The 22,462-nt window shown below is 58.3% G+C and carries 18 protein-coding genes and 1 riboswitch; of the genes, 9 read left to right on the top strand and 9 right to left on the bottom strand.

What is annotated here, in order from left to right:
* Positions 1 to 2: 2 nt before the first annotated feature.
* Positions 3 to 1,706: an FUSC family protein gene (locus tag ACZ6ZO_RS06000; RefSeq protein ID WP_465291291.1), complete on the top strand. Its 1,704-nt coding sequence runs from the start codon at positions 3 to 5 to the stop codon at positions 1,704 to 1,706.
* On the opposite strand, the gene ACZ6ZO_RS05995 is transcribed toward ACZ6ZO_RS06000, so the two are convergent.
* The 4 genes from ACZ6ZO_RS05995 to ACZ6ZO_RS05980 form a co-directional block, all read right to left on the bottom strand.
* A complete protein-coding gene (locus tag ACZ6ZO_RS05995; RefSeq protein ID WP_465291289.1) occupies positions 1,698 to 2,480 on the bottom strand; it encodes an alpha/beta fold hydrolase in 783 nt (260 codons plus the stop codon). The genes ACZ6ZO_RS06000 and ACZ6ZO_RS05995 overlap by 9 nt on opposite strands.
* A 12-nt stretch (positions 2,481 to 2,492) precedes the next feature.
* Complete coding sequence (locus tag ACZ6ZO_RS05990) at positions 2,493 to 3,839, bottom strand: M20 family metallopeptidase (protein WP_465291287.1); 1,347 nt, start codon at positions 3,837 to 3,839, stop codon at positions 2,493 to 2,495.
* A 21-nt stretch (positions 3,840 to 3,860) separates the two neighbouring features.
* Positions 3,861 to 5,474 carry an AbgT family transporter gene (locus ACZ6ZO_RS05985; RefSeq protein WP_465291285.1) on the bottom strand — a complete coding sequence of 538 codons (1,614 nt, stop codon included), beginning with the start codon at positions 5,472 to 5,474 and terminating at the stop codon, positions 3,861 to 3,863.
* Between the two features lie 105 nt (positions 5,475 to 5,579).
* Positions 5,580 to 5,942: a hypothetical protein gene (locus ACZ6ZO_RS05980; RefSeq protein ID WP_182385695.1), complete on the bottom strand. Its 363-nt coding sequence runs from the start codon at positions 5,940 to 5,942 to the stop codon at positions 5,580 to 5,582.
* Positions 5,943 to 5,961: 19 nt separating this feature from the next.
* Positions 5,962 to 6,082: riboswitch (SAM riboswitch) on the bottom strand.
* Positions 6,083 to 6,172: 90 nt separating this feature from the next.
* Here ACZ6ZO_RS05980 and ACZ6ZO_RS05975 point away from each other — a divergent pair.
* The 3 genes from ACZ6ZO_RS05975 (at position 6,173) to ACZ6ZO_RS05965 (ending at position 9,545) form a co-directional block, all read left to right on the top strand.
* Positions 6,173 to 7,408 (top strand): Nramp family divalent metal transporter, encoded by a 1,236-nt coding sequence (locus ACZ6ZO_RS05975; protein WP_465291283.1) that lies wholly within the window; start codon positions 6,173 to 6,175, stop codon positions 7,406 to 7,408.
* A gap of 127 nt (positions 7,409 to 7,535) precedes the next feature.
* Complete coding sequence (locus ACZ6ZO_RS05970; RefSeq protein ID WP_465291281.1) at positions 7,536 to 8,759, top strand: MFS transporter; 1,224 nt, start codon at positions 7,536 to 7,538, stop codon at positions 8,757 to 8,759.
* Positions 8,760 to 8,795: 36 nt separating this feature from the next.
* Positions 8,796 to 9,545 carry an SDR family oxidoreductase gene (locus tag ACZ6ZO_RS05965; protein ID WP_465291279.1) on the top strand — a complete coding sequence of 250 codons (750 nt, stop codon included), beginning with the start codon at positions 8,796 to 8,798 and terminating at the stop codon, positions 9,543 to 9,545.
* Here the strand turns inward: ACZ6ZO_RS05965 and ACZ6ZO_RS05960 are convergent.
* Positions 9,496 to 10,542 carry a bile acid:sodium symporter family protein gene (locus ACZ6ZO_RS05960; protein ID WP_465291277.1) on the bottom strand — a complete coding sequence of 349 codons (1,047 nt, stop codon included), beginning with the start codon at positions 10,540 to 10,542 and terminating at the stop codon, positions 9,496 to 9,498. The genes ACZ6ZO_RS05965 and ACZ6ZO_RS05960 overlap by 50 nt on opposite strands.
* Positions 10,543 to 10,739: 197 nt before the next feature.
* Here ACZ6ZO_RS05960 and ACZ6ZO_RS05955 point away from each other — a divergent pair, with 197 nt between their 5' ends.
* The 3 genes from ACZ6ZO_RS05955 to ACZ6ZO_RS05945 are packed head-to-tail and all read left to right on the top strand — an operon-like array spanning position 10,740 to position 14,417.
* Complete coding sequence (locus tag ACZ6ZO_RS05955; RefSeq protein ID WP_182385690.1) at positions 10,740 to 11,258, top strand: PadR family transcriptional regulator; 519 nt, start codon at positions 10,740 to 10,742, stop codon at positions 11,256 to 11,258.
* Between the two features lie 4 nt (positions 11,259 to 11,262).
* Positions 11,263 to 11,946 (top strand): ABC transporter ATP-binding protein, encoded by a 684-nt coding sequence (locus ACZ6ZO_RS05950; RefSeq protein WP_465291275.1) that lies wholly within the window; start codon positions 11,263 to 11,265, stop codon positions 11,944 to 11,946.
* Positions 11,943 to 14,417: an ABC transporter permease gene (locus ACZ6ZO_RS05945; RefSeq protein WP_465291273.1), complete on the top strand. Its 2,475-nt coding sequence runs from the start codon at positions 11,943 to 11,945 to the stop codon at positions 14,415 to 14,417. Before ACZ6ZO_RS05950 ends, ACZ6ZO_RS05945 begins: the two co-directional genes overlap by 4 nt.
* Before the next feature lie 290 nt (positions 14,418 to 14,707).
* Here the strand turns inward: ACZ6ZO_RS05945 and ACZ6ZO_RS05940 are convergent, their stop codons facing one another.
* From ACZ6ZO_RS05940 to ACZ6ZO_RS05930, 3 genes are all read right to left on the bottom strand, one after another.
* Positions 14,708 to 15,166 carry a hypothetical protein gene (locus ACZ6ZO_RS05940; protein WP_465291271.1) on the bottom strand — a complete coding sequence of 153 codons (459 nt, stop codon included), beginning with the start codon at positions 15,164 to 15,166 and terminating at the stop codon, positions 14,708 to 14,710.
* Complete coding sequence (locus ACZ6ZO_RS05935) at positions 15,163 to 16,713, bottom strand: sodium/proline symporter (protein WP_465291269.1); 1,551 nt, start codon at positions 16,711 to 16,713, stop codon at positions 15,163 to 15,165. Before ACZ6ZO_RS05935 ends, ACZ6ZO_RS05940 begins: the two co-directional genes overlap by 4 nt.
* A 241-nt stretch (positions 16,714 to 16,954) precedes the next feature.
* A complete protein-coding gene (locus tag ACZ6ZO_RS05930; protein ID WP_465291267.1) occupies positions 16,955 to 18,562 on the bottom strand; it encodes a PucR family transcriptional regulator in 1,608 nt (535 codons plus the stop codon).
* A gap of 137 nt (positions 18,563 to 18,699) precedes the next feature.
* Between ACZ6ZO_RS05930 and ACZ6ZO_RS05925 the strand changes: the two genes are divergently transcribed.
* Together ACZ6ZO_RS05925 and ACZ6ZO_RS05920 are read left to right on the top strand one after the other, a co-directional pair.
* Positions 18,700 to 20,184, top strand: a complete 1,485-nt coding sequence (locus ACZ6ZO_RS05925; RefSeq protein ID WP_465291265.1) for a CoA-acylating methylmalonate-semialdehyde dehydrogenase — start codon at positions 18,700 to 18,702, stop codon at positions 20,182 to 20,184.
* A gap of 9 nt (positions 20,185 to 20,193) precedes the next feature.
* Positions 20,194 to 21,531 (top strand): aminotransferase class III-fold pyridoxal phosphate-dependent enzyme, encoded by a 1,338-nt coding sequence (locus tag ACZ6ZO_RS05920; RefSeq protein ID WP_465291263.1) that lies wholly within the window; start codon positions 20,194 to 20,196, stop codon positions 21,529 to 21,531.
* On the opposite strand, the gene hutG is transcribed toward ACZ6ZO_RS05920, so the two are convergent.
* On the bottom strand, positions 21,528 to 22,442 hold the full coding sequence (hutG, locus tag ACZ6ZO_RS05915) for a formimidoylglutamase (protein ID WP_465291261.1): 915 nt from the start codon (positions 22,440 to 22,442) through the stop codon (positions 21,528 to 21,530). The two genes, ACZ6ZO_RS05920 and hutG, sit on opposite strands and share 4 nt — an antisense overlap.
* Positions 22,443 to 22,462 lie beyond the last annotated feature (20 nt).

Raw genomic sequence — 22,462 nt, 5'->3', positions numbered from 1 at the left:
ATGTGGCGGGCAAAGACCAACGACTCGTTGAGCAACTCCCGCCAGCACCCAATCCATGGCAACTCCTCACTGCCTTCCACACCCCCGGCCCGCGCTGGCCTGGCGCGCTGCGCGCGGCCCTCGCCATGCTGATTCCGGGTTCCCTTGCGCTGCTCTTCGGGCTGGATCATGAGGTCGTGTTGATCACCGCCGGGTCGTGCACTGTCATTTACGGCGAAGGGCACCCCTTCCGTACTCGCATTAAAGTGTTGGTGATCGCGGCGGCTCTCATCATCATGGGCACCGGCTCAGGTGCACTGGTAGGGCAAACGGTGTGGGGGCACATTAATGCTGGTGATACGCACTGGTGGCTGCTTCTCACGGCGGTGTTTTCCTGCGCGATCGCCGGGGCACTCCTCTTCGTATCGAACGCGCTTCGGCTGCCACCACCTGGACCGTTTTTCATCGTGATGGTGGCGTCTGCCTCGACGATGACGCCTCGGCTAGGGGTGGAGCCCTGGCAGGTATCGCTGTTTGCCAGCATCGGTGCGCTGAGCGCAATCGTGATCGGAATGGCACCGGCCCTGGTCCACCCGCAGCAGCCGGAGGAATCAGCGGTTGAGGTCTTAGAAGGCGCAATCGCCGCGCTGCAGGAATGCGGAGGCGTCAATGTAGCGCGGCGCCACCAGGCGGAAACAGCCCTGGCTGATGCATGGTTTGCGCTCTCCGATGCAAAGGTGGTGCGGGGAGGCAAGGTTATCGACCAATCCCGTACCCAGTTGGTAGAGCGCGCGCTAGCGGCTCAGCAAGAGCTAGCTCGGCTGTCCGCGGGTCTCACCGACACTGGCGCCACCGCCAGCGATTCACCGTCCTACGTCAACACCTCGCGCGTCACCATTCCGCATACTCGTCCCTCGGTGACATTTCGGCTCTACCGGTCCGCGAGCTGGTACAGCCACGCGACGGTCACTACCGTACGTATTCTTTCCGCGGCGCTGGCTGCCTCGGTGGTCGGCATCGCGTTGGGCTTTGACCGCCCGGACTGGGCGATTGTCTCGGCAGTGATGATGCTGCAAATGGGACCGGATCTGATTCCGGGAACCATCCGCGGCGCGCACCGCTTGGTGGGGTCCATCGTCGGCATCGGTGCTTTTGCCCTCATCCACCTGCTAGATCCGGGCCCGTGGGGGTTGCTGTTCTTCTTGGCATTCACGCAGTTCATGGCGGAAATTTTCGTGGTTCGCAACTACGCTATCACGGTGATTTTCACTACCCCACTGGCGCTGCTCATGGGTGGCGCCACGCACACTGAGCTCGCGCCGGTGCTTGTCTCGCGTATCGCGGAGACCACGATCGCCACGGCGTTCGCTATCGCTGCGCTCTGGTTGGTTTTCCGGGGTGCGGATCAGGTGCGCCACGCCGAGCTGGTCGAGCGCTGTTACGGCGCGATGGGCAACCTCATCGGTGCGCTCACCACCAAGACTCCCGACGCAGCGCTGGCTTCTCGACGCGCCCTCCAACACGAACTCCTCGGCGAACGCGGCGCTATCCAGTCATTAGCTGCCAACTGTCGCGCTGTAGCCGAGCAGCGCTGGTCAGCACATTTAAGGTTGCAGGACGCCGGATACGCGGTCCTGGACTATTGCACCGCCCACGCAGATCGGGAATTGGAACTGGAGGAGATTGAGCAGCTCGCGCAGCGAGTTCGACGGAGTTCCTCAGGCTAAGAACTCGAGAATTTCCCGCACGACAGCATCCGGGTCTTCAAAGACGATGCCGTGGCCGCCGTGGAGATAGCGCAGGTGGGCGTCGGCAAGCGCGGCGGTGAGCTGTTGTTGATGGTGCGGGGGTACCATCGCGTCCTGAGTGCACGACAGCACCAACGTCTCCGCGGTGATGCTGGGCAGCAGCGCGCTAATATCGACGCTCCGGTTGAGTCGCATTTGAGCTTCGCCGAAAGCGCTAAAAACCAGTGACTTTCTGCTCGCTTCGAGTTGCCGTGGGCTCATCGAGGCGATGAACTCCGGCCCGAACACCGAAAGCACGGTGAAGGTGCGGAGTGCGTCTTCGTCGGTCTCGCGCAGCCGGAACCAGAGATCGTTGCGGGCATGTTGCTGCTGATCGCTGCGCGCCCAGCCCGCCAGCACCACCAGCTGGCTCAGCAGCTCCGGGTGGGTACCCGCAAAGGCCGCCGCTACCACTGCGCCCAAGGAATAGCCGACGATCACTGGACGCTGTAGCCCGAGACCGTCAATCAGCTGTCGCGTTTGCTCCACCAATTGCGACACGGTGAGCTCCTGCTGGACTGGCTGGAAATCCAGTCCAATGACCCGGTGGTGGCGCGCCAACTCGGGAAACACGAGCCCGAAGTGAGAGGCAGTGCTCCCAAACGTGCCGTGGAGCAGCACAATCGCGCCCGTCTCAGGCCCTTCTGGGTCGGAATCGTAGTAGCGCGGCGCGAAGGGAGCGGAGCGGAAATCGAGGGCGCGAAGTTTAGGCATAACAGCTAAAGCTTAGGTGCTAAACAGCTCACTACACCGCACCGGCTCCCCAGCAGCTGCGAAATCCGCTCGCGCCGCGTCCAGCAGCGCCGGGTCCACGATCGCATCCACGATCACTTGCCCCAGCCCAATTGTCGAATCCAGGATCCCCTCCGCTGCGGCGTCGGAAGCGGCCGCTTGTTCAAAATCACTGGTATGCAGCGCCACCCCCACCGGTGCGATTTTCACCATCGGGTGAATCCCCGGGATGAGGTGGGAGACGTTTCCAAAGTCCGTGGAGGCCGCTAGGGTTTCCGGAACGATCCCGGCAGGTAAGGGATTCCGGCCTCGCCTAGCCTGCGTTGTCCGCCAGCGTTCCGCCAATGCGTGATTGTTACGTACCGGCAGTGTCGCTGGGTGCACGTCCCAGTTCGTGGTCACGGTCACCCCAGCCATGAGCGCCGCACCGGTAATGATGTCGTCCACGCGTTGGGACAGGTCTACCAGGGTGTCCGTGTACAGCGAACGCACGTAGATGTTCATCCGGGCGGTCTCCGGGATGATGGAGGCTCGTTCTCCGCCTTCATTGATGATGGCGTGCAGGCGATCGCTCGGGGGCATTTGCTGACGCATCAGTCCGAATGCCTGGTAAGCCAGCGATGCCGCGTCGAGAGCGTTTCGTCCCATGAAGGGTTCGGAGGAGGCGTGGGCGGGCTTGCCGTGGAAGGTCACTTCCAGGTTGCGACGTCCCACCCACACGTGGCTGCCGATGTCGTAGGTGAAGGGGTGGATCATGACGGCGGCGTCGATCCCGTCGAAGGCGCCGGCCTGGATGAGATACTCCTTCCCGGAGTGCCCCTCTTCGGCGGGAGTTCCTAGAAACACCACTTTTCCTTGCGCGTCACTGTCTTTCAGCACCTGCGTGGCAGCGAGGAATCCGCCGAGCCCACAGGCTGCGATGACGTTGTGTCCGCAGGCGTGGCCGATCCCGGGCAGCGCGTCGTACTCGCTGATCACGGCAATGGTGGGGTGCTCGCCGGATGTGAAGTCTGGGCTGGCCCATTCTGCCCGCACGGCAGTGTCCACGCCATGCACCCCCTTGCGTGCGTCGAAACCGTGGCGGCGCAGCAGGTTGGTGATTTGTTCTGCGGAACGGAATTCCTCAAAGGCGGTTTCTGGATGGGCATGCAGGTCCAGGGCGAGTTCGACGAGCTCTTCGTGGAACTGCTGCGCTGCCTTATCGACGCCGTCCCACAGTTCCTCCTGCCCGGAATAATGTCCTAGTTCGGTAGGAACGGGTGACGCGGTAGCAATCTTTTCTTCGACGCGGGCGTTGATCTGATCGAGGTAAGCGGTTGACGGGGTGTACTTGTCAGTCATGAGCGTCCTTATCCGTGATTGTTACTGGTTGGGGATCAAGATTCCGGCACCTGGGCCAAGTGGCAGATCGAGCACGTACCAGCCGAACAGCATCAGTACCCACGCCATCCAGAACGGCACAACGAAGGGCACGAGGCGAGACATGAGTGTTCCGAGACCAGCTTGCGGTTCATAGCGACGAAGCAGGCCCAGGATCACGATCATGTATGGGTTCAGTGGTGTCATCACCTGAGTAGCAGAGTCGCCGACGCGGAAGGCTGCCTGGACGAAGGCTGGCTCGTAGCCGAGCAGCGCAAACATTGGCACGAAGACGGCTGCCATGAGGGTCCACATGGCGGAGCCGGAAATGATCAGCAGGTTCAGGCAGGAGGCGAGGATGATGAAGGCCAAGATGGCAACGAAGCCGGTCAGGTGCATGGATTCCAGGAAGGCTGCTCCCTTCACTGCGGTAAAGGTGCCGATGCCCGTCCAGGAGAACAGGGCGACGAACTGTCCCAGGATGAAGGCAAGGACCAGGAACTCGATCATGTCCTTCATGGCCAGGCCCATCATTTTCACCACATCGGGCATGCCCTTGATGGTGCGGATTACCGCGCCGTAGGCAATGCCCATCACCATGAAGTAGGCGAAGACGATGAAGACAATCGAGTCAAGCAATGGTGATTTCGGCAGGAACTGGCCGTTTTCGTTACGCCACGGCGAGATGGGAACCAACACCGACGCCATGATCACGACGGTCAGCACAAATGAGGCGAACAAGGACATCCAGAGCGCCTTGTTTTCGATGGTGCTCAGCTGCGGGGAGAGCTCGTTGCCCTCTTCATCGCGGTCACCGCGGGTTTTGGCGTCCTCAGTGCTAATAGTTTCTTCGGTAGGGACGCCGATTTTCTCCATGCGAGGCTCCAGGATCCGGTCGGTGATAAAGCCGGATAGCAGACCGAGGATCAGCGCCGAGAAGAAGTTGAAGTAGAAGTTGGACACCGGATTCACTTCGGTGGCTGCTGTCCCGGGCAGGGTCTGCATGACCGCGTTCGTAATACCAGCAAACAATGCGTCCAAGCTGGTTGGGAAGAAGGACGTCGAGTAGCCTGCGCCGACGGCGGCGAATCCGCCGAGCAGTCCGGCCACTGGGTGGCGGCCAGCGGCTTTGAACACCATGGCGGCCAGTGGTGGAATCACCACGAAGGCGGAGTCAGCCATGATGGAGGCCGACACGCCCACGATGCCCACCGCGTACGGCAGCGTCCACTTTTTTGCCGTAGCAAACAGCTTGCGCACGAGGGCACTGAGCATGCCGGATCGTTCCGCCACGCCCACTGCAAGAAGGATGGGCATCACGGTGAGCAGCGGCGGGAATCCGATGTAGTTCTTGCCCAGGTTGGTGGTCAGCCAGGTCATTCCTTCCCCGGTGAACAGGCCATTGATGGTCAGTTCATCTTTTCCGGGAACGGGGACACTGACCCCCATGTAGTGCATAACTGTGGAGGCCACACCAGTAATAAGGAAGAGGATGAGGAACAGCGTGAACGGTTCGGGAAGCTTGTTTCCTATCACTTCGATGGTGTTAAAGGCTTTATCCCAGCGCGTTTGCTGCGGCGGGTTGGTTCGGTTGGAGGTCGCGGTAGTATGCGTCATTTCCGTGGGTCCCATCTCATCGCTTACATGTGACCCACAACACTATTCATAAATGTGCTACCTCGACACCAGAACGGATGCATCGTAATAGAACCGAAACATTTCCTAACCGAGCTGCCCCACACTGCGCCGCATGACGTCGCTCAGCAGCTCCCCTACCCTAGCTTCTTGGCCCGGCGCGGCAACAAGCGGATGCACGATAGCGAAGAAGCCTCCCGCCCACACTTTGAGCAACCCGTATTGATGGTCATAGCGGGCTATCCCCCAGTCGGCGAACCACTCAAAGAGATTGCCCACCAACTCCGGGTCGTGCACCCAGGCCCAGACCGGGTCGCGACCGTCGATAGCGAGCAAGAAGGCACTGCCTTCACGACGCACAAGGCTGGCATCTAAGAAGTCTCCCGAGTTTCGGGACAGTTTGATACGGAGCGGATCTACCTCAAATCCGGGGGCATATGATGCGGTCATAACAATGGCCTCGTTTCCAAAATCGCACTTCCCACGATGAAGGTGACATCGCGGGCCGATCTTCCCTTGTGGGCACCGTCATGCGATATGCGGTTGCCAGTCGGCCAATTCAAGGGGATTGTGGGCCGAGCTTCAGGATCGTGCCCTGGAGCCTACCAGACAACAGACTAAGCTGTCTATTGATTTCAAAAAGCCCACGTCAGCCTCTGCAGTAACTTATAGTGTGTGCTATGACACAACCTGAAGTTAGAAAATGGTCAATCATTGGCCCTGGCCTTGTGGCCGCTGCCACCGGCGTCGGTTCCGGCGATCTAGTAGCCACCTTGATCGCTGGACAAAAGTACGGCTATGCCCTGTTGTGGGCGTGCATCGCCGGCTCAGTTATGAAGATCGTGCTCGTGGAGGGCGTGGGACGCTATACCCTTGCTACTGGCAATACCATGTTCCACGGTTGGCGTGAGCTCGGAAAGTGGACCTCCTGGTATTTCGTCCCTTACATCGTGATCTGGGGCTTTGTCTATGGCGCCGCCGCCATGAGCGCTTCCGCTATGCCACTGAAAGCGCTGTTCCCTGGTACACCATTGGAGATGTGGGCGGTGCTCACCGCACTGCTTGGTTTCGCTTTTACCTGGTTGGGGAAATATCGCACTTTTGAGAAGGTGATCGCCGTTCTAGTCGGCATCATGTTCCTCACGGTTTGCGGTATCGCCACACTGTCCCTGCGAAATATTGGAGAGATCGCCTCTGGCCTCGTTCCCACGATTCCGGACGGGTCCTTCGTGTACGTTTTCTCACTCGCAGGTGGCGTGGGTGGCACCATCACGCTGGCAGCCTACGGTTACTGGTTTACGGAAAAGAACTGGCACGGCCCATCGTGGATGAGGGTCATGCGCTTGGACAATACTGTCGCTTACGTGGTCACTGGTATCTTCGTGGCCGCCATGCTTCTGATCGGTGCGGACTTGCTGTATTCAGCGAACCTAGCCGTCGCAAAGGGCGACCGCGGTTTGCTTGACCTCGCCGTCATCCTGGACGAGCGCTACGGTCCCATCATGGCCAAGGTCTTCCTCGTCGGGTTCTGGGCCGCAGCCTTTTCTTCCGTGCTCGGCGTATGGAACGGTGTTTCCTTGATGTTCGCAGACTTCGTGGGCCATGTGAAGCAGCTCCCTAAGGACGATCCCGCGATTCACGTCGGTGGACGTTACTACCGCTGGTACTTGCTGTGGCTCACGTTTCCGCCGATGCTGCTACTGTTCCTGGGCAAGCCAACGGCATTGGTCATCGCCTATGGTGTGCTGGGGGCGTTCTTCATGCCGTTCTTGGGTTTGACACTGCTCATTTTGCTGAACACCAAGCACACTCCAAAGGAATGGCGCAACGGTTGGCTGGTCAACACCTTCATGGGAGTGATCTCCGCGGCGTTCGTCTACATCTGCGTGACCGAGCTGATCAAGGTGTTTAACTAGTGGCATTCCACCCCACAGCTACTAAAACGATAGTGCATCTTTCCCCATTCTCGGACCTCGATCCTTTTGCGCACTTAAGCAGCACTAATTAAAATCCCTCTCACTTATGTGAGTAGCGGGAGGCATAGTGAGCCACGTTTTTGATCTGCGTACGTATCGCATCCGCGCACTATCTACGCTCATCATCGCGCAGATTGCAGGCGCCGTCGGTATGGGGGCGGCTACCTCGGTAGGCGCTCTGGTCGCCGCCGATATTGGTGGCGATGGCTGGACGGGTATGTCGGCAACACTCAACACGGTGGGTGCTGCGCTGTTTTCCGTCCCGCTCGCGAGTTTGGTCTTGCGGTTTGGCCGAGCGGCATCCATGTCCATCGGGTTGCTCGTAGCTACGGTGGGAGCAGCGCTCGCGATCCTTGCTATCCAGCTACATAGCTTCCCCATCATGCTGTTGGGGTTCGTGCTGTTGGGCGCCGCCACCGCAACGAACCTGCAAGCGCGTTTCGCGGCGGCGGATGTCGCGCACCCAGATACCAAGAGCCGGGATTTGTCGATTGTCATTTGGGCAACGACTCTCGGAGCAGTGCTCGGCCCCAATCTCATCGCCCCAGGTGGCAGAGTCGCCGCTGCTGTGGGGTTGAACGAGTTCGCTGGCCCGTTCCTGTTTTCCATCGCCGCACAACTAGTCGGTGTCGTGGTGCTGTTCTTCGGGCTTCGCCCGGATCCCGCGGTAGTCATTCCAGAGCGGCACGAGACTACCCCGGAGACCGGTAGTCCGAAGCGCACGAACGGAATTCCTACCGGCGCACTCATTGGCATGCTAGCTATCGCAGTGTCACATTTGACGATGGTGGGGATCATGGCGGTAACACCCCTGCATCTCAGCCACCACGGGGCAAGCTTGGTCATCATCGGTTTGACGATCAGCCTGCATATCGCGGGCATGTTTAGTCTGTCGCCGGTGTTCGGTATTGCTGCGGATAAGGTGGGCAAGCTCGTGGTGATCTGGCTTGGGTTCCTCATCCTGGTGGCGTCGGCGGGAGCGCTTGTCCTATTGCCAGAAAGTCACACCGTGGTGACGGTCGCGCTGGTGGGCGTTGGTTTGGGCTGGTCCGCCTCCTTGGTGGCAGGTTCCGGTCTGGTGGCGGAAAGCGCAGAGACCCGGACGGAGGCGACCCGAGTACAGGGTGCCTCGGATCTAACTATGAATATCGCTGGTGCTGTGGGTGGTGCGGCGGCCGGTCCGATGTTGCTCTTCACCGGCATGCCGGGGGTTGCTGCTATCGCTATCGTTTTTCTTGCTGTGACTTCAGGCGCAATCCTCTGGCTGGGGAAGCAAGCGCCAATACACTAGACGGTGACAGGTTTCCCGATCTTTCAGGAGCTTTCCATGTCCCATCCTTTTGAGCTATCGTCTCGCGTTGCACTGGTCACGGGTGGCTCTACCGGCATTGGTTTGGGGATCGCGCGCGCTCTTACGGAGTCTGGCGCCCGCGTCGCCGTCGCAGCGCTTCCCGACGCCCACCTCGATTCCCTGCCCGAGAACCTCCCGGATGCCTTGGCTATCCCATGCGATGTGACTGACGTCGAATCCTGTTCCAGCGCCGTGAACGCCACTGTAGAGCACTTCGGTCAGCTGGATATCCTGGCAGCTAACGCTGGGGTTTTCCCACAAGCTGATCTCGCCACTATTGATGCCGACGTCCTGGAGGAGATCACCCGAATCAACGTCGGTGGCCTGGCTAATTGTGTGAAGGCTGCGCTTCCTGAGCTGAAGAGGTCCACTGCAGGACGCATCATTGCTACCAGCTCCATTACCGGAAACATGACTGGCTACCCGGGCTGGGCACACTATGGTGCCACGAAGGCCGCCCAGATGGGCTACGTGCGCACCGCGGCGGTTGAGCTGGCGCCACACGGCATCACGGTCAATGCTGTGTTACCTGGGAATATTTTGACCGGCGGCCTTGAGGACTTGTCCGAGGATTACCTAAAGGCCATGTCCGTGGCGGTACCGAGCGGTGAGCTCGGCCGCCCGTCGGACATTGGCTACGCGGTGGCGTTTTTAGCTTCCGATGCCGCCCGCTTTATTAATGGCCACGGGCTTGTGGTGGATGGTGGACAGATCCTGCCGGAGTAGCAATCAATTCGTTGCTGAGTTTGCGCTCGCTGCGTTGGCGCTGGCGCGCCAGATCATTTTCGGTAGGGAATCGTCGGGCTACTGCCGAGAAGATCGCGCCGGTGACGTTGTGCAGAACCGCCGCGACAGCGCCCGGCAGTGCAGCTTCGGGACTAAAGAATTTCGCTGCCATGCCAGAAGATAGGCCAGCGGATTGGGTGCCGATTTCCACAGCCATGGTGCGATTGTAGGATTCCGGCATCCGCAGCGCTTTACCCGCCAGGTATCCGAGCAGGTACCCGAGCGCATTGTGCAGCAAAACAGCCAGGAACACCAGCAGCCCCACCTTGGCCAGGTTGGCGCCGTTCTTCGCCACGGTCGGGAACACCACGCCGCCGATACCCAGGATGGAAATCCATGGCAGCACTGGGGAAATGAGCCCGATCCACCGGTCGAGCAGGTAGCGCAGCACCAGACCACCGATCACCGGCAACAGCACCGTCTGCACCAGGGAGATCGCCATCGCCCGGGCATTAACGTCGGTTTCCGCGCCTGCGAGCACCAGCATCAGCATCGGCGTCACGATCGGCGAAACCAGCGTGGAGACCGAAGTCATGGCCACGGACAGCGCCACGTCCCCCTTGGCCAGGAAGGTGATGACGTTGGAGGAAGTGCCGCCTGGGACGGAACCGAGCATGAGCAGGCCCACGGCAAGTGCAGCATTTAGGCCCAGCAGCTTAGCGACGACAATGGCCGCGAGCGGCATAATCACAAACTGAGCGATCACTCCGATCAGGATGGGCAGTGGTCGGCGCGCGATTTCTTGGAAGTCTGGGATGGTGAGAGTGAGGCCCATTCCGAACATGATGATCATGAGGAACTGGGTAATGAACGCGGCTGCAGGCAAGAACGGCGCAGGGTAGAGGAAGGCGATCACAGTGCCCACGAGGATGAACGCTGGGAAAGCGGTAACAGCTATAGCTGCGGAACGGTCAGCTGCGGAAAAGTTGTGAGACATGCGAAGTGCTCCATGAGGACAGGGTGGATACTGTGCAGTGCGTGCGGGGTGGAGCACGGTGAACTTTGCAAAGCCAGGTGTGGCTGTAACTTCACCATAACACCTTGTGATTACAGTCACAAACAACTTACCCTTTAAGGGTTACCCGGTAACCTACAGCCATAACAGTTACCCGGTAACCTTTCGGAAGGTGACTCATGCCAATACCCCACTCCCTACTGGAGCTCCTCACGGATGGACCAGCCTCTGCTAGTGATCTTCGCCGAAGATTCCAGGAGCTCACCCATCAACAATGGCCTCTTAACAAGGGGCAGGTTTCTCAGACCTTGGGCCGTCTGAATCGAGATGGCCTCATTCGCAGCATGGGTTCCGAGTACGGCCCTAGCGGCCACGCCACCGAGCTTTTTGCCATTACAGAAACTGGCAACGAAGAGTTGCTTCGTTGGTGGCGCAGCCCCGTGGTGCACTCCGAAAACCAACGCGATGAACTGGTGATCAAAATTTCCCTCGCAGCCGCGACCAAATCGCAGCAGCTTCCAGACCTCATTCAGCGGCAACGCGAGGCTGTCATGAGTGAATTGAGATCCACAACCATGCAGCTGCGCGAACTGCCCAAGATCCGCAGCGCTGACCGGTTACTGCTTGAAAGACGCATTTTCAATCTCGAAGCTGAAAACCGCTGGCTCGACCGCATCGACACCCTCAAGGACGCCTAGAACCATGACCGCCCCCACCCTATTCCTCGACAACGTCACCAAGATCCACCAAGACGGCCCGAACCGCATTCACGCCCTGGACTCCGTCACCTTGGAAGTCATGCCTGGCGAGCTCGTTGCCATCATGGGCGCCTCCGGTTCCGGAAAGTCCACGCTGCTCAACGTCGCAGGTACTCTCACCACTCCCACCTCCGGGCGTGTGCTGCTCGGCGGTGCAGATACCAGCGAGATGAGCCCTAACAAGATCGCAGCTTTACGACGCCAATTCATCGGATTCGTCTTCCAAGACTTCAATCTCCTGCCCACACTTACCGCGACGGAAAACATCGCGCTCCCCCTGGAGTTAGATGGGATGAACACTCGAAACGCTCGTGCAGCAGCGCTGCACACGCTGGAAGAACTGGGGCTCACGGAATTAAGCGACCGCTTCCCGTCTGAAATGTCCGGTGGACAGCGGCAGCGCATCGCGATTGCGCGGGCGGTCGTCGGCAAGCGGCAGCTTTTGCTGGCTGACGAGCCGACCGGCGCTCTCGACAGCACCACCGCCGACGACGTCCTCGAGCTCTTGGTTTCCCGAGTTCGCGCCGGCGCCGCAGGTCTTTTGGTCACCCACGAGCCACGCCTCGCTGCCTACGCCGACCGCACCATCTACCTACGCGACGGCCACATTCATGGAGGTGCCAAGTGACAGCCCGCCTCGCCTGGCGCGACCTGCGTCAAAACTGGAAACGATCCATCCTGGCTGTACTGCTTTTCGCCGCCCCAGTGTTCCTCATCGGTACCTTCCTAGGCCTGGTTGAAGGCCCTTGGCAACCTCCCACCTACCAAGGAAAGGAGTTCGTCGCATCCGTATCCACCTGGCAATGCAAAAACACCTCAGACGATGGTTTCTGCACCAAGGATCCCGAAGCGCTTAATCGCCCTGACCTGCAGCGCATTGCCACGAGCGTTCCCGGGGAGTTCGTCCCCGAACTGAACCTCACTGCAACCATTCATGGCAGTGACGCAGAGTTCTATCAGGCGGTTACAGCCTCCGAGGTGGATACTAGTTCGATCGCCGTTCCCCCGCCCGGCCAGATCTACTTATCACCACGAGAGGCTGCGCTCCTAGGCGTGCAGGAAGGTGATCGGGTAGCTCTCACTTTCTCTGGTACAAATAGCACCCAAGACTTTGTCGTTGGAGCTCCAGAAACGGGAGGCTTCTACGGTGGCCGGTCCAGTGTGAACATCGCTGACCTGTCTTTCTTCGACCCGGCCACGGCTGTATCCGCACAGCTCCCCGCAGACTGGCATGTGCAGTGGTACTCCGACAACACTCGCGAAGTTTTCGACACCGACCAGGGCGTGAGTGTGTATTCCTCGATTCCCACTCCACCGCCAGCTAATACGGATAAAAAGGACCTGCTCGTGGTGTCCTTTTTGAAAAACCTCAACGCAGATGACCTAGCAGGCACCATCGCACTCACCGTATTGATAGCAGTTCTTCTTGCTTCCATCGTGGGACCAATTTTCGCCGTCGCGGCGGGGCGGAACCTGCGGATCAATGGCATACTCGCCGCCAATGGCGCCACCTCAGCTCATCTGCGGGGCATCATGCTCTGGCATGGTATTTTCATCGGGCTTGCCGGGGCGATCGTGGGCACTGCACTAACCGCACTCGCCGGGATTGGAATCCGGGTGTTCAGCACCGACATCGGCTTCGCATTCCATCTGGACTTATGGGTTGCACTGATCGTGCTCGCGATGCTGTGGGGTCTCGTCGCCGCACTCGTCCCTGCGATTCGGGCCTCCCGAATGGACCCGGTACAGGCGTTGGCGGGAGGAGCGTCGGTACGCATGCGTCGGCTGCGCCCTTGGCACCTTATCCCGCTCGCGTTCGGTGCGCTGTTTTTCCTCCTCATCATTTTCGACGACGGCGACGCGCTACCGATCCACATCGCAGGGTTGATCACGGTGGTGGTGCTCAGCGCTCCACTGCTGTTGTTGGGAGCATCGCGGCTCGTTCGTTTTGTTTCTCTACCGGCGCGGCTCGCCATCCGTGACGGCGTGCGCAACTATGGCCGCACGATGCCAGCTATCGGCGCTATTGCCGGCTGCCTGCTCATCGGTCTGTTCAGCGCTGGTTTTGCGACGCCGCTCATCCCGGGAGAGCACCCGGTAGTCATCGCGAAACCAACTATGGTGTCTGCCAGCGATCCAGTAGTGTTCCAAGAGCCCCTGCACAACGCCCAACACGTCATTCATGCGCCCCTACGGGTAGATCGGTACGAGCAGTTCGGTTCTGAGGACTACAACGCAACCGCCAAGGACGGCGTCACCCCCTACAACATGAGCCCGCTGGCCGAGGCACTGTACATCCCGAGCTCCTTCGAATACGGCAGTGGCGTTTTTATCGCTACCCCAAACATCATCGACTTCCTCGCGCTGCGTGCCCCGGAAACCGTGCCCCCAGAAAAAGCCGCGGAATACCGACAGGCGCTAGAGAACGGAACCGCCATCGCAGGCAGCCACAACCTGCTTACCGACGGCACAATCACCCTCACTAAAGACCAGGACAGCGTCCAATTCCCAGCAATCTCGCTGCCCTTCGACTCCGAAGCCCCATCGGTCATCATCACCCCAGATATGGCCCGCGACATCGGAATCCAAGCCTCTTATAACGGCTCCCTTTTCGCGGAAGGGAAACCACTCAACATCTTCCAGCAAATCCGCCTCAACTTCGGGAACAACACCCTTCAGATCACTAATGAAGGAGACGACGGCCTGGGCAGCTTCTTCCTCATCCCGCTGGGATTGGCGATCGTGCTCACCTTCATCGTTACCCTTCTGCTAGTTCTGCTCACGGGAATGGAAACCCGCAAAGATCAAAAGATCATGGCATCCCTCGGCGGTTCCCCCGCTCTGCTTCGTCGCTACTGCGGCGCCCAAGGCATGTTGGTAAGTGCTCTTGGGCTCCTCGGCGCTGTGATCGGGGCAGCCCTGCTATTCCTCGCGTTCCTATGGCGAAACACCGAAGTAGCCATTGCCGACGTCTACCAAACGATGCTCTACAGCATCAGTGCCCCACTGCTGATTGTTTGTGGCGCGATCCTGCTCGTCGGATGGCTGACAGGCCTGATCTTCGGGTCACGTTTTAGCGGTGATCTGGCCACACGCTAGGGGTTGGCTGCTTTTGAGAAACCCGGGAAGCATTTCCCGGGTTTCGGAAGAAAAACACTGAAATAGCACTTGTGCAGCTCAGATTCCTCCCGAGACCCGGGTTATGCTTCCCGGGGATACGGATTTTTGGAGCCAATTGTTACTGGTAGCCCCCTCAACAGTGAACCCCTGATAGGGATTCGAAACGCGAAACCAATCCCTACGCCTTTAACCTCCCGCGACCAGGGCTTTTATCACCAAAAGGCGTAGGGATTTCTCGCGCTCTCCTGATCGCTATCCAGATACCCGCATCAAACAGTTTCTCTTACTGCCAATTGGCCAGTCAGCCCATCCACTAGTCCTTGAAAGCGCTGGTTTGTGACAAGCCAGTTCGGTTTGAGCACCCTGGGCTCATAGTGATCTACCTCCAGGCCAAAGTTGGCCATAAGCTTGAGCTTTCGCATCACGATCGGGGCAACGATCTGTCGCGCTCGGGTGACAATGTGTTCATCTGCTACAACGTTAGGAGTAGCTTCCCGTTCATCCCACTGATCGCACGTCACTACGTGATAGGTGACGGGGTCAACCAGTACTTGGATCCGCCCCACGCAGGTTTCACTGGTACGCAATAGGGTGCGCTTTTTCACCACGCGAAAGATGATTCCGATGTATTCATGGTGGACCAACTGCCAGTATTCATCGGCCTGCGTGTTGTTCCATACTTGTTTAGCTTCGGGGAGAGTGACGACGGGAGTTATGGTGACGGTCACTGCTTCTCCCCCTTTAGATGTGGAAATTCCCTGGCAAGCTGAGTCGCCTGTGGATCATCGTTGCGCGACTTGGCTGGGGTAAGGCTGGCAGTTTCGTCGATCGCGTTGAGGATACGCGGGCTGACGGGATGGGACTGTTGCGTCAGCAGCGAACCGACGACCATTGCCAGAGTAGAAGCTACAATACCCGCCACCATTGGATCGGTTGACAGTTTGTCAGCCATGCCGGAGACATCCCAGCACACGGCAACAACCGAACCGACGATCATGGATGCCAGTGCGCCGACTGCGTTGGCTTTCTTCCACCACACAGCACAAACGTACGCCGGGACGAAGGCACTGCCCAGAATTGTGGTGGCGAAAAGTGCCAGACCAAGAACCGTCGGTGGCTGCCAAATTGCGAGGACGAAGCCACCGAAAGCCAGGAGCAATACCATCCCGCGCGAGATCCACACCATGTGGCGTTCGGTCATGTTCTTGATCATGAATCGTCCGAAGAGGTCTTGGGCTGCAATTGTCGACGCCTGAAGCAGCAGCGCATCCGCCGTCGACATAATCGCTGCCATCACCGCCGCCATCACGATGCCCACCGCGAAGTTCGGCAGCACCAACTTCGCTACTTCAAAGACTGCCTGCTCCGAGTCCGTCAACCCCGGAAGCAGCAGGATGGACATCACGCCGATGATGTATGGAGCAGGAATGAACACAATGTTGAACAGCACCGAGTAGACACCCGCGGTACGTGCTACAGATGGCTTTTTCATTGCCATGTGGGATACCACTACGTGTGGCCATCCGAGGTAACCAATGGAGAAAACCAGCACTGCACCAAGGATCAGGCCCCACTCCCCCTTGTATTGCAGCTCAGAGCCCCACATAGTGAGCAGGTTTTGGTTATGCTCACCGACCTGAGTATTACCCTTAGTAAGGCCACCGACTGCTTGCAGGGTCGCGATGAGGATCCACACCATGCCCACCAGCATCACAATCGCTTGCACAAAATCCGTGTACGCCACCGCCAGGTAGCCACCAAGAAAGGTATACAGCACGATGACGCCGATAGCGATGGCCAGCGCATACTTAAAATCCAAGCCGGTAACCGAAGCAAGGCCAGATCCGCCAGCAATGAATTGCGACATCACGTAAAGAAACAGTCCACCCAACGCAATCGGGGCAGCCACCAGCCTGATCCACTTCGATTCATACCGGTGTTCCAGGTACTCAATGGAGCTCACCGACCCCAAGATCTGAGACAGCTTGCGCATGCGACGGCCCAACACCGACAGATTTAAAATGCCGCCACCGAGGTCTCCGAGCGCGTACCACATGCCGAAATACCCCTGCGTGTGGCCGAGCGAACCGGCGCCAAGGAACATGTAGCCGGACATCGAGGACGACTGCAGACGTAACGCAGTCACCGCCGGCCCCAGCGAGCGTCCTCCCAGGAGATATTCTTCCGTACCTCCGGACGACTTCTTCACCGTCCATACACCGATCAGCGCCATCGCGATGAAATACACAACCAAAAACACAATGGCGATGATCATGACCGCACCTCTTCATCGGCCTGCGCCCAATCCCTACTCACATAGAGAAAACCGAGCGTGTAGACCAACCAGACAGCTGGGATGGCAGCGAGAAAGAACACTGTTTCACCTGGTAGACCAAACATTCATCCTCCTATGAATCACTATGTGATTTAGTTAACTAAAACACCGCGATACTTTGTAGAGCAAACTCATACTGTCCATAGCTTCGGGAGGAACTGGACAATGTGTCCATTCGTTATCACACCCCAAGGATGCGAGTGGCAATCGTCAATGCGAAAATCGCATCGGGATCAGTGAGTCTGAGCCCCAGCTTTTTCTCCATAACAGCAATCCGGTTATACAAGGCAGACCGAGAGATATGGAGCCTGTCTGCTGCGTTTTTCCGCGAATTGGGTTCAGCCAACACCGCAGCGAGTGTGGCGACGTAGTCAGTTCCGTTGTCATTATCAAAGGCGATAAGGGCACCGAGTTGCTGCTGGCAAAAACGCTGCACCTCAACATTGGACCGTAACGAATCAACAAAGTCGTTGATTTTGTTGTCTTTCCAGTAGCTAATCTCGATCCTCGGCACTGCCTGCGTTTTCACGCAGCTTTGACTCCGCAGCGATTCGAAGTCCCGGAACACTCTCACCAATTTGGCTAGTTCGTCTAGTTTCACTAGCCGTGGAGAAAGCACCATTTTCCCGTGTACGAGCGAACGTCGTTTTAAGCGATCGACTACGTTATCAGCGATAGTGGCCGAGGTGAGCTCACCGCTGCATACAAAAACAATTATCCATTCGTTTCGCAAGCCAGGTATCCGGGCGATCATGGGTATGCACTGCACCGACACTTTCGCAAGCTCCTCACGAATGATGTGCGTAGGCACTCGGTCCGCTACGTCTGTCAGCGATAGTCTGCACACCACAAAGTTCCGATCCGCAGCTTGGAAACCATGGTTTTCCAGGTCTCGTACAATTCCCGGGTCCTGCGTTAGCAACCCCCTGAGAGCGTTGCGTTCAATGACATCGGACCAGGTTTGAGCGCGTTGCACGTTTGATCGTTCTATGGCTAGAGCAGCAGCAGCTTGTCTCAGGATAAAGCAACCTGTCGCTGGGTTTTTAGTTTTTCCTCGGTATAGCAGTGTTCCCCAGTGAAGTCCTCCAGCGGTGACAGCTATCTGAAACCATGTGGTGTTGCCTACTTGGCGCCGTTTCCCAGGTTCGGCTGCCCGCGCGTATTTCTGCCAATCTTCCAGAATTGTCCCTGATTCCAGCCCCAGACTGTAGGTAACGATCCGGTGCAGCGGGTCTTCCAACACCACAGGACATTTGAGGAATTCCGCAGCTTGACGCACGAGTTCGTTGACGTCCGCTTTTTCTTGGTTCAGTTCGGAGAAGCGTCGAGAAATCTCGTTCATCCGTATGGATTTCTCCGTTGCACGTTCCAGCAGTTCGCTATGAACTGCTTCGGTGAGCTCTACAAAGTGTATTTCATTCGAGGTCGCAATCAGCGGCAGCCCAAGTTCAATGCATTTTGTGAGGATGATGGGTGGAATCTCGTTCCAGTGTCCGCCCAGTTCAATGAGGAGGCAGGTTGCGCCGGCTTCCCAAATTGTGGTGACTACGTTGCTGAGCGATTCTTCCGTGTCGCCCCAGCCGACTCCGGTTGCGAGGACGAGTTCTTCGCCTCTGAGTAGTTGTGCGGAGCGGTGAGATTCGACAATGTGTACCCATTTGATGTGTCGACCACTGTGTTGCGGGCTGCCAATGTAGCGGGCGTTGGCGGCTTGCAACATGGGGAGGTTGAGGATCCAATCGATGCTGAGCCCAAGGGTTTTGTCCTGGTTAGCAGTGCGCTCTGGCATTGGGGCCGCCTTTCTGTTTCGCGGTGGACATTATGTCCAGCACCCTGTGACTTAGGCGACATTTTGCCATAGCTTGCAGGCTTCGGAGGTGTGAATATCTAAGGAAATTATTTGTTGTCTGTTGCAAAAGGAGCGTCATGAGTTCGTTGGTTCCAAATCTTGTGTCTGGTGTTGCGGTGGAGCCGCAGGGTTCCCGGGTTCCGGTGCTTGATCCGGCGACTGGCGAGGAATTCGGAGTGCTGTGTCGTGCGGATGAGCAGACTGTGTCTGATGCTATTTCGGCTGCTGAGAAGGCATTCGTGTCGTGGCGGCAGACTCCCCTAGCTAAGCGCACGGAGATCATGTTCAATCTGCGCCAAATTATCCGCAGCAGGGCGGACGAGCTGGCTAAAGTGATCTCGCGCGAGCATGGCAAAACGCTTGACGACGCCATGGGTGAAATCACTCGTGGCCTGGAAAATGTCGAGTTCTGTGCTGGGCTGCTCAGCCATATGAAGGGCGAATTCCTGGAGCAGGCTGCGACGGGCATTGACGTGAAGCAGATTAAGCAGCCTGTGGGTGTGGTGTCGTGCGTTACGCCATTCAATTTCCCCGCGATGGTGCCGTTGTGGATGATCACTACGGCTATCGCTGCTGGTAATGCGGTGATTTTGAAGCCGAGTGAGCACACGCCTTTTGCCGCGAATTGGGTGGTAGAGGCGTTCCATGAGGCTGGTTTGCCGCCGGGAGTCTTGAATGTGGTGCATGGTGGCAAAGAGGTGGTGGACCAGCTGATTGAGGATCGTCGCGTGAAGGCGATTTCTTTCGTAGGGTCTACTCCGGTGGCGCGGTCGATTTATGCCAATGCGGCGTTGAATGGGAAGCGGGTTCAGGCTTTGGGTGGTGCCAAGAACCATATGGTGGTCATGCCGGATGCGGATTTGGAGGCTGCTGCTGACTGCGCGATTTCAGCAGGCTTCGGTTCTGCTGGAGAGCGCTGCATGGCGATCAGTGTGGTGGTTGCGGTGGGCACCATTGCCGATGAGTTGGTTGAGAAGATTTCAAACCGGATTAAAACCCTCACAACCGGTCCCGGCACAAACAGCGATTCCGATATGGGACCTGTGATTACCGCAGAGGCGAAGGACCGTATTACTGGCCTGATCCAGTCCGCCGCCGATGATGGTGCCACCATCGTGTGCGATGGCAGGGACGCAAATCTTCCTGAGCAAGGATTCTTTGTTGGTCCAACCTTGATCGACGCCGTCTCACCGGAGATGGCCGTGTACCAGCAGGAAATCTTCGGCCCGGTGTTGAGTGTTGTGCGGGTGAACTCTTTTGACGAGGCCGTGGAGCTGATCAACAGTAATCAGTTCGCGAACGGCACCGCTGTGTTCACCCGTGATGGACAGACGGCACGCGAGTTTGAGTTCCGAATTGAAGTAGGGATGGTCGGTGTGAACGTACCTATCCCAGTGCCGATCGGTGCGTTTTCCTTCGGTGGCTGGAAAGACTCACTATTCGGCGATACCCACATGTATGGTCCGGAGTCTTTCAATTTTTATACCCGTCGCAAGGTTGTCACCACGAAGTGGCCGAATCCGAATGAAACCCAAATCAGCCTCGGCTTCCCGACGAACTAGGAGTTGTCCATGTCTACTTTCGAACAATCAGTACAAGCAGACCGCGCGCACGTGTTCCATTCCTGGTCTGCACAGGCACATGTCTCTCCGCTTCCTATCGCGGGTGGTTCCGGGGCCTATTTTTGGGATCCATCCGGTAAAAAGTACTTGGATTTTTCTTCCCAGCTGGTGAATTTGAATCTCGGCCATCAGCATCCGCGTTTGATCGAATCGATCAAACGCCAGGCTGAGCAGTTAGCCACGGTAGCACCTGCGTTTGCTAATGACACCCGTTCGGAACTGGCGAGGCTCATTTGTGAGGCGGCACCCGACGGGTTTGAGCATGTGTTTTTCACTAATGGTGGCGCCGACGCCAACGAGAATGCGGTGCGTATGGCGAGGTTGCACACGGGGCGTCGTAAAGTGCTTTCTGCCTACCGCTCCTACCACGGTGCGACGTCCACCGCGATCAGCCTGACCGGCGACCCGCGGCGGTGGGCCAACGAGCCGAGTGGCAGTTCGGTCGTTCATTTCATCGGCCCGTACCCCTACCGTTCGGCGTTCTACGCAGAGTCACCGGAGCAGGAGACGCAGCGCGCGCTTGCTCATTTACGTGCCACGATTGAGTTAGAAGGCCCGATTACGATTGCTGCGATCATTCTGGAAACTGTGGTGGGTACTAACGGGATCCTCGTTCCCCCACCGGGTTTCCTGACTGGGGTGCGTCAGCTGTGCGACGAATACGGCATCCTGTATATCGCTGATGAGGTCATGGCTGGTTTCGGCAGGACCGGGAAGATCTTCGCGTTTGAGCACTTCGATGTGGTGCCGGACCTCATTACCTTTGCCAAGGGCGTCAACAGCGGGTATGTACCACTAGGTGGCGTGGTGATCAGCAACCCGATCTTCGAGACGTTCACCGATCGTGTTTTCCCTGGTGGTCTCACCTACTCGGGACATCCGCTCGCCTGCGCTCCCGGAGTGGAAACGTTCAAGGTGTTCCAAGAGGAAGGCACCTTGGAGCATGTGACGCACTTGTCCGATACCATCATTAAGCCACGACTGGAGGAGTTTGCGACCCGTAATCCGCTGGTCGGCGAGGTGCGTGGCCTAGGGTTCTTCTGGGCAATCGAGTTGGTTTCGTCCAAGGAGACGAAAGTGCCACTCGTTCCGTTTAACGCCTCCGGCCCTGCGGCGCAGCCGATGGCTGATTTTGCAGCGTCCTGCAAGGAAAAGGGATTGTGGCCGTTTACGCACTTCAACCGCGTCCACCTCACCCCGCCGCTGGTGACGAGTAAAGAGGATCTAGAGCGGGGGCTAGACATCACCTTCGAAGTGCTGGACGAGATGGCCACACGCCTCCCTTAAACCTCGAGCGCAGACACGATGTCGTCGATGAGCCGTGCCGCTGCTTTGGCGGTGCGGCCGTCGATGTCGTATGTGGGGTTGAGTTCCACCACATCCACCAAGCGAAGTTTCCCGCTGCGAGCCGCTGCGACGGCCATCGCGTGGATACGGTCAAAAGAGACGCCGTAGGCAGCAGGAGCAGAAACTCCTGGCGCAACTGAAGCTGGTAGGACATCAAGGTCAATGGAAAGGTGCAGGGTGTCAACGGATTCAGCTGCTTGAGCGACCAGCTCTGCGCACTCCGCCGGGCTCGTGGCTGCCAGTTCGGTGTCGAGCGTGTAGTGAACCTGTAGTTCGTCAGCCGCTGTAAACAGCGCGCGGGTGTTGTTTGGTCGGGAGATGCCGAATACTGAGTAGCGAAAGTCCTCGGTTTCATTGGCGAGCTGCCGAAACGGAGTGCCCGAGGTCGGTTCGGGCGCGCTACGCAGGTCAAAGTGGGCGTCCAGGTTCACGATCCCGACGCTGCCGGAAACATTGTCCCGCAGCCCGCGGTGTGAGCCGTAGGCAGTTTCGTGGCCACCACCGAGGACAATCACCGTGTGACCTGCGCTGATTAGTTTTCCTACCGTACCGGTGAGCTCGTCATGAGCACCGGTTAAATCGTGGGCGTCGAGGGTGCAGGTTCCGGCGTCGTAAAGCGGCGTGCTGTGGTGCACTGCCAGGCTGCCGAGTGCGCCGCGAATGATGTCGGGGGCGGTGGCTGCACCGACGCGCCCCTGGTTGCGACGGACGCCTTCATCGCTGGCGAATCCAAGGAGAACGACGCCGGGTGTCGCGTCGGCGGTCGCAGGCTGTATCGTCGAATGCCAGCGCGCGTGTTCGGCGCCGGGGCCATCGATGCGGCCTGTCCAAACGTCCATGTGGTTGCTCATGCCTAGCACACTACCAAGCC

The sequence above is a fragment of the Corynebacterium sp. NPDC104732 genome (assembly GCF_055583565.1).
The sequence above is the reverse complement of the archived record's forward strand: the minus strand, read 5'-3'. Positions and strand labels throughout refer to the sequence as shown.

What these genes read in the sequence shown, in the direction of transcription:
- ACZ6ZO_RS05995 (WP_465291289.1), bottom strand. Translation starts at nt 2,480, where the DNA reads ATGCCTAAACTTCGCGCCCTCGATTTCCGCTCCGCTCCCTTCGCGCCG.
- ACZ6ZO_RS05990 (WP_465291287.1), bottom strand. Translation starts at nt 3,839, where the DNA reads ATGACTGACAAGTACACCCCGTCAACCGCTTACCTCGATCAGATCAAC.
- ACZ6ZO_RS05985 (WP_465291285.1), bottom strand. Translation starts at nt 5,474, where the DNA reads ATGACGCATACTACCGCGACCTCCAACCGAACCAACCCGCCGCAGCAA.
- ACZ6ZO_RS05980 (WP_182385695.1), bottom strand. Translation starts at nt 5,942, where the DNA reads ATGACCGCATCATATGCCCCCGGATTTGAGGTAGATCCGCTCCGTATC.
- ACZ6ZO_RS05975 (WP_465291283.1), top strand. Translation starts at nt 6,173, where the DNA reads ATGACACAACCTGAAGTTAGAAAATGGTCAATCATTGGCCCTGGCCTT.
- ACZ6ZO_RS05965 (WP_465291279.1), top strand. Translation starts at nt 8,796, where the DNA reads ATGTCCCATCCTTTTGAGCTATCGTCTCGCGTTGCACTGGTCACGGGT.
- ACZ6ZO_RS05960 (WP_465291277.1), bottom strand. Translation starts at nt 10,542, where the DNA reads ATGTCTCACAACTTTTCCGCAGCTGACCGTTCCGCAGCTATAGCTGTT.
- ACZ6ZO_RS05955 (WP_182385690.1), top strand. Translation starts at nt 10,740, where the DNA reads ATGCCAATACCCCACTCCCTACTGGAGCTCCTCACGGATGGACCAGCC.
- ACZ6ZO_RS05950 (WP_465291275.1), top strand. Translation starts at nt 11,263, where the DNA reads ATGACCGCCCCCACCCTATTCCTCGACAACGTCACCAAGATCCACCAA.
- ACZ6ZO_RS05935 (WP_465291269.1), bottom strand. Translation starts at nt 16,713, where the DNA reads ATGATCATCGCCATTGTGTTTTTGGTTGTGTATTTCATCGCGATGGCG.
- ACZ6ZO_RS05930 (WP_465291267.1), bottom strand. Translation starts at nt 18,562, where the DNA reads ATGCCAGAGCGCACTGCTAACCAGGACAAAACCCTTGGGCTCAGCATC.
- ACZ6ZO_RS05925 (WP_465291265.1), top strand. Translation starts at nt 18,700, where the DNA reads ATGAGTTCGTTGGTTCCAAATCTTGTGTCTGGTGTTGCGGTGGAGCCG.
- ACZ6ZO_RS05920 (WP_465291263.1), top strand. Translation starts at nt 20,194, where the DNA reads ATGTCTACTTTCGAACAATCAGTACAAGCAGACCGCGCGCACGTGTTC.
- hutG (WP_465291261.1), bottom strand. Translation starts at nt 22,442, where the DNA reads ATGAGCAACCACATGGACGTTTGGACAGGCCGCATCGATGGCCCCGGC.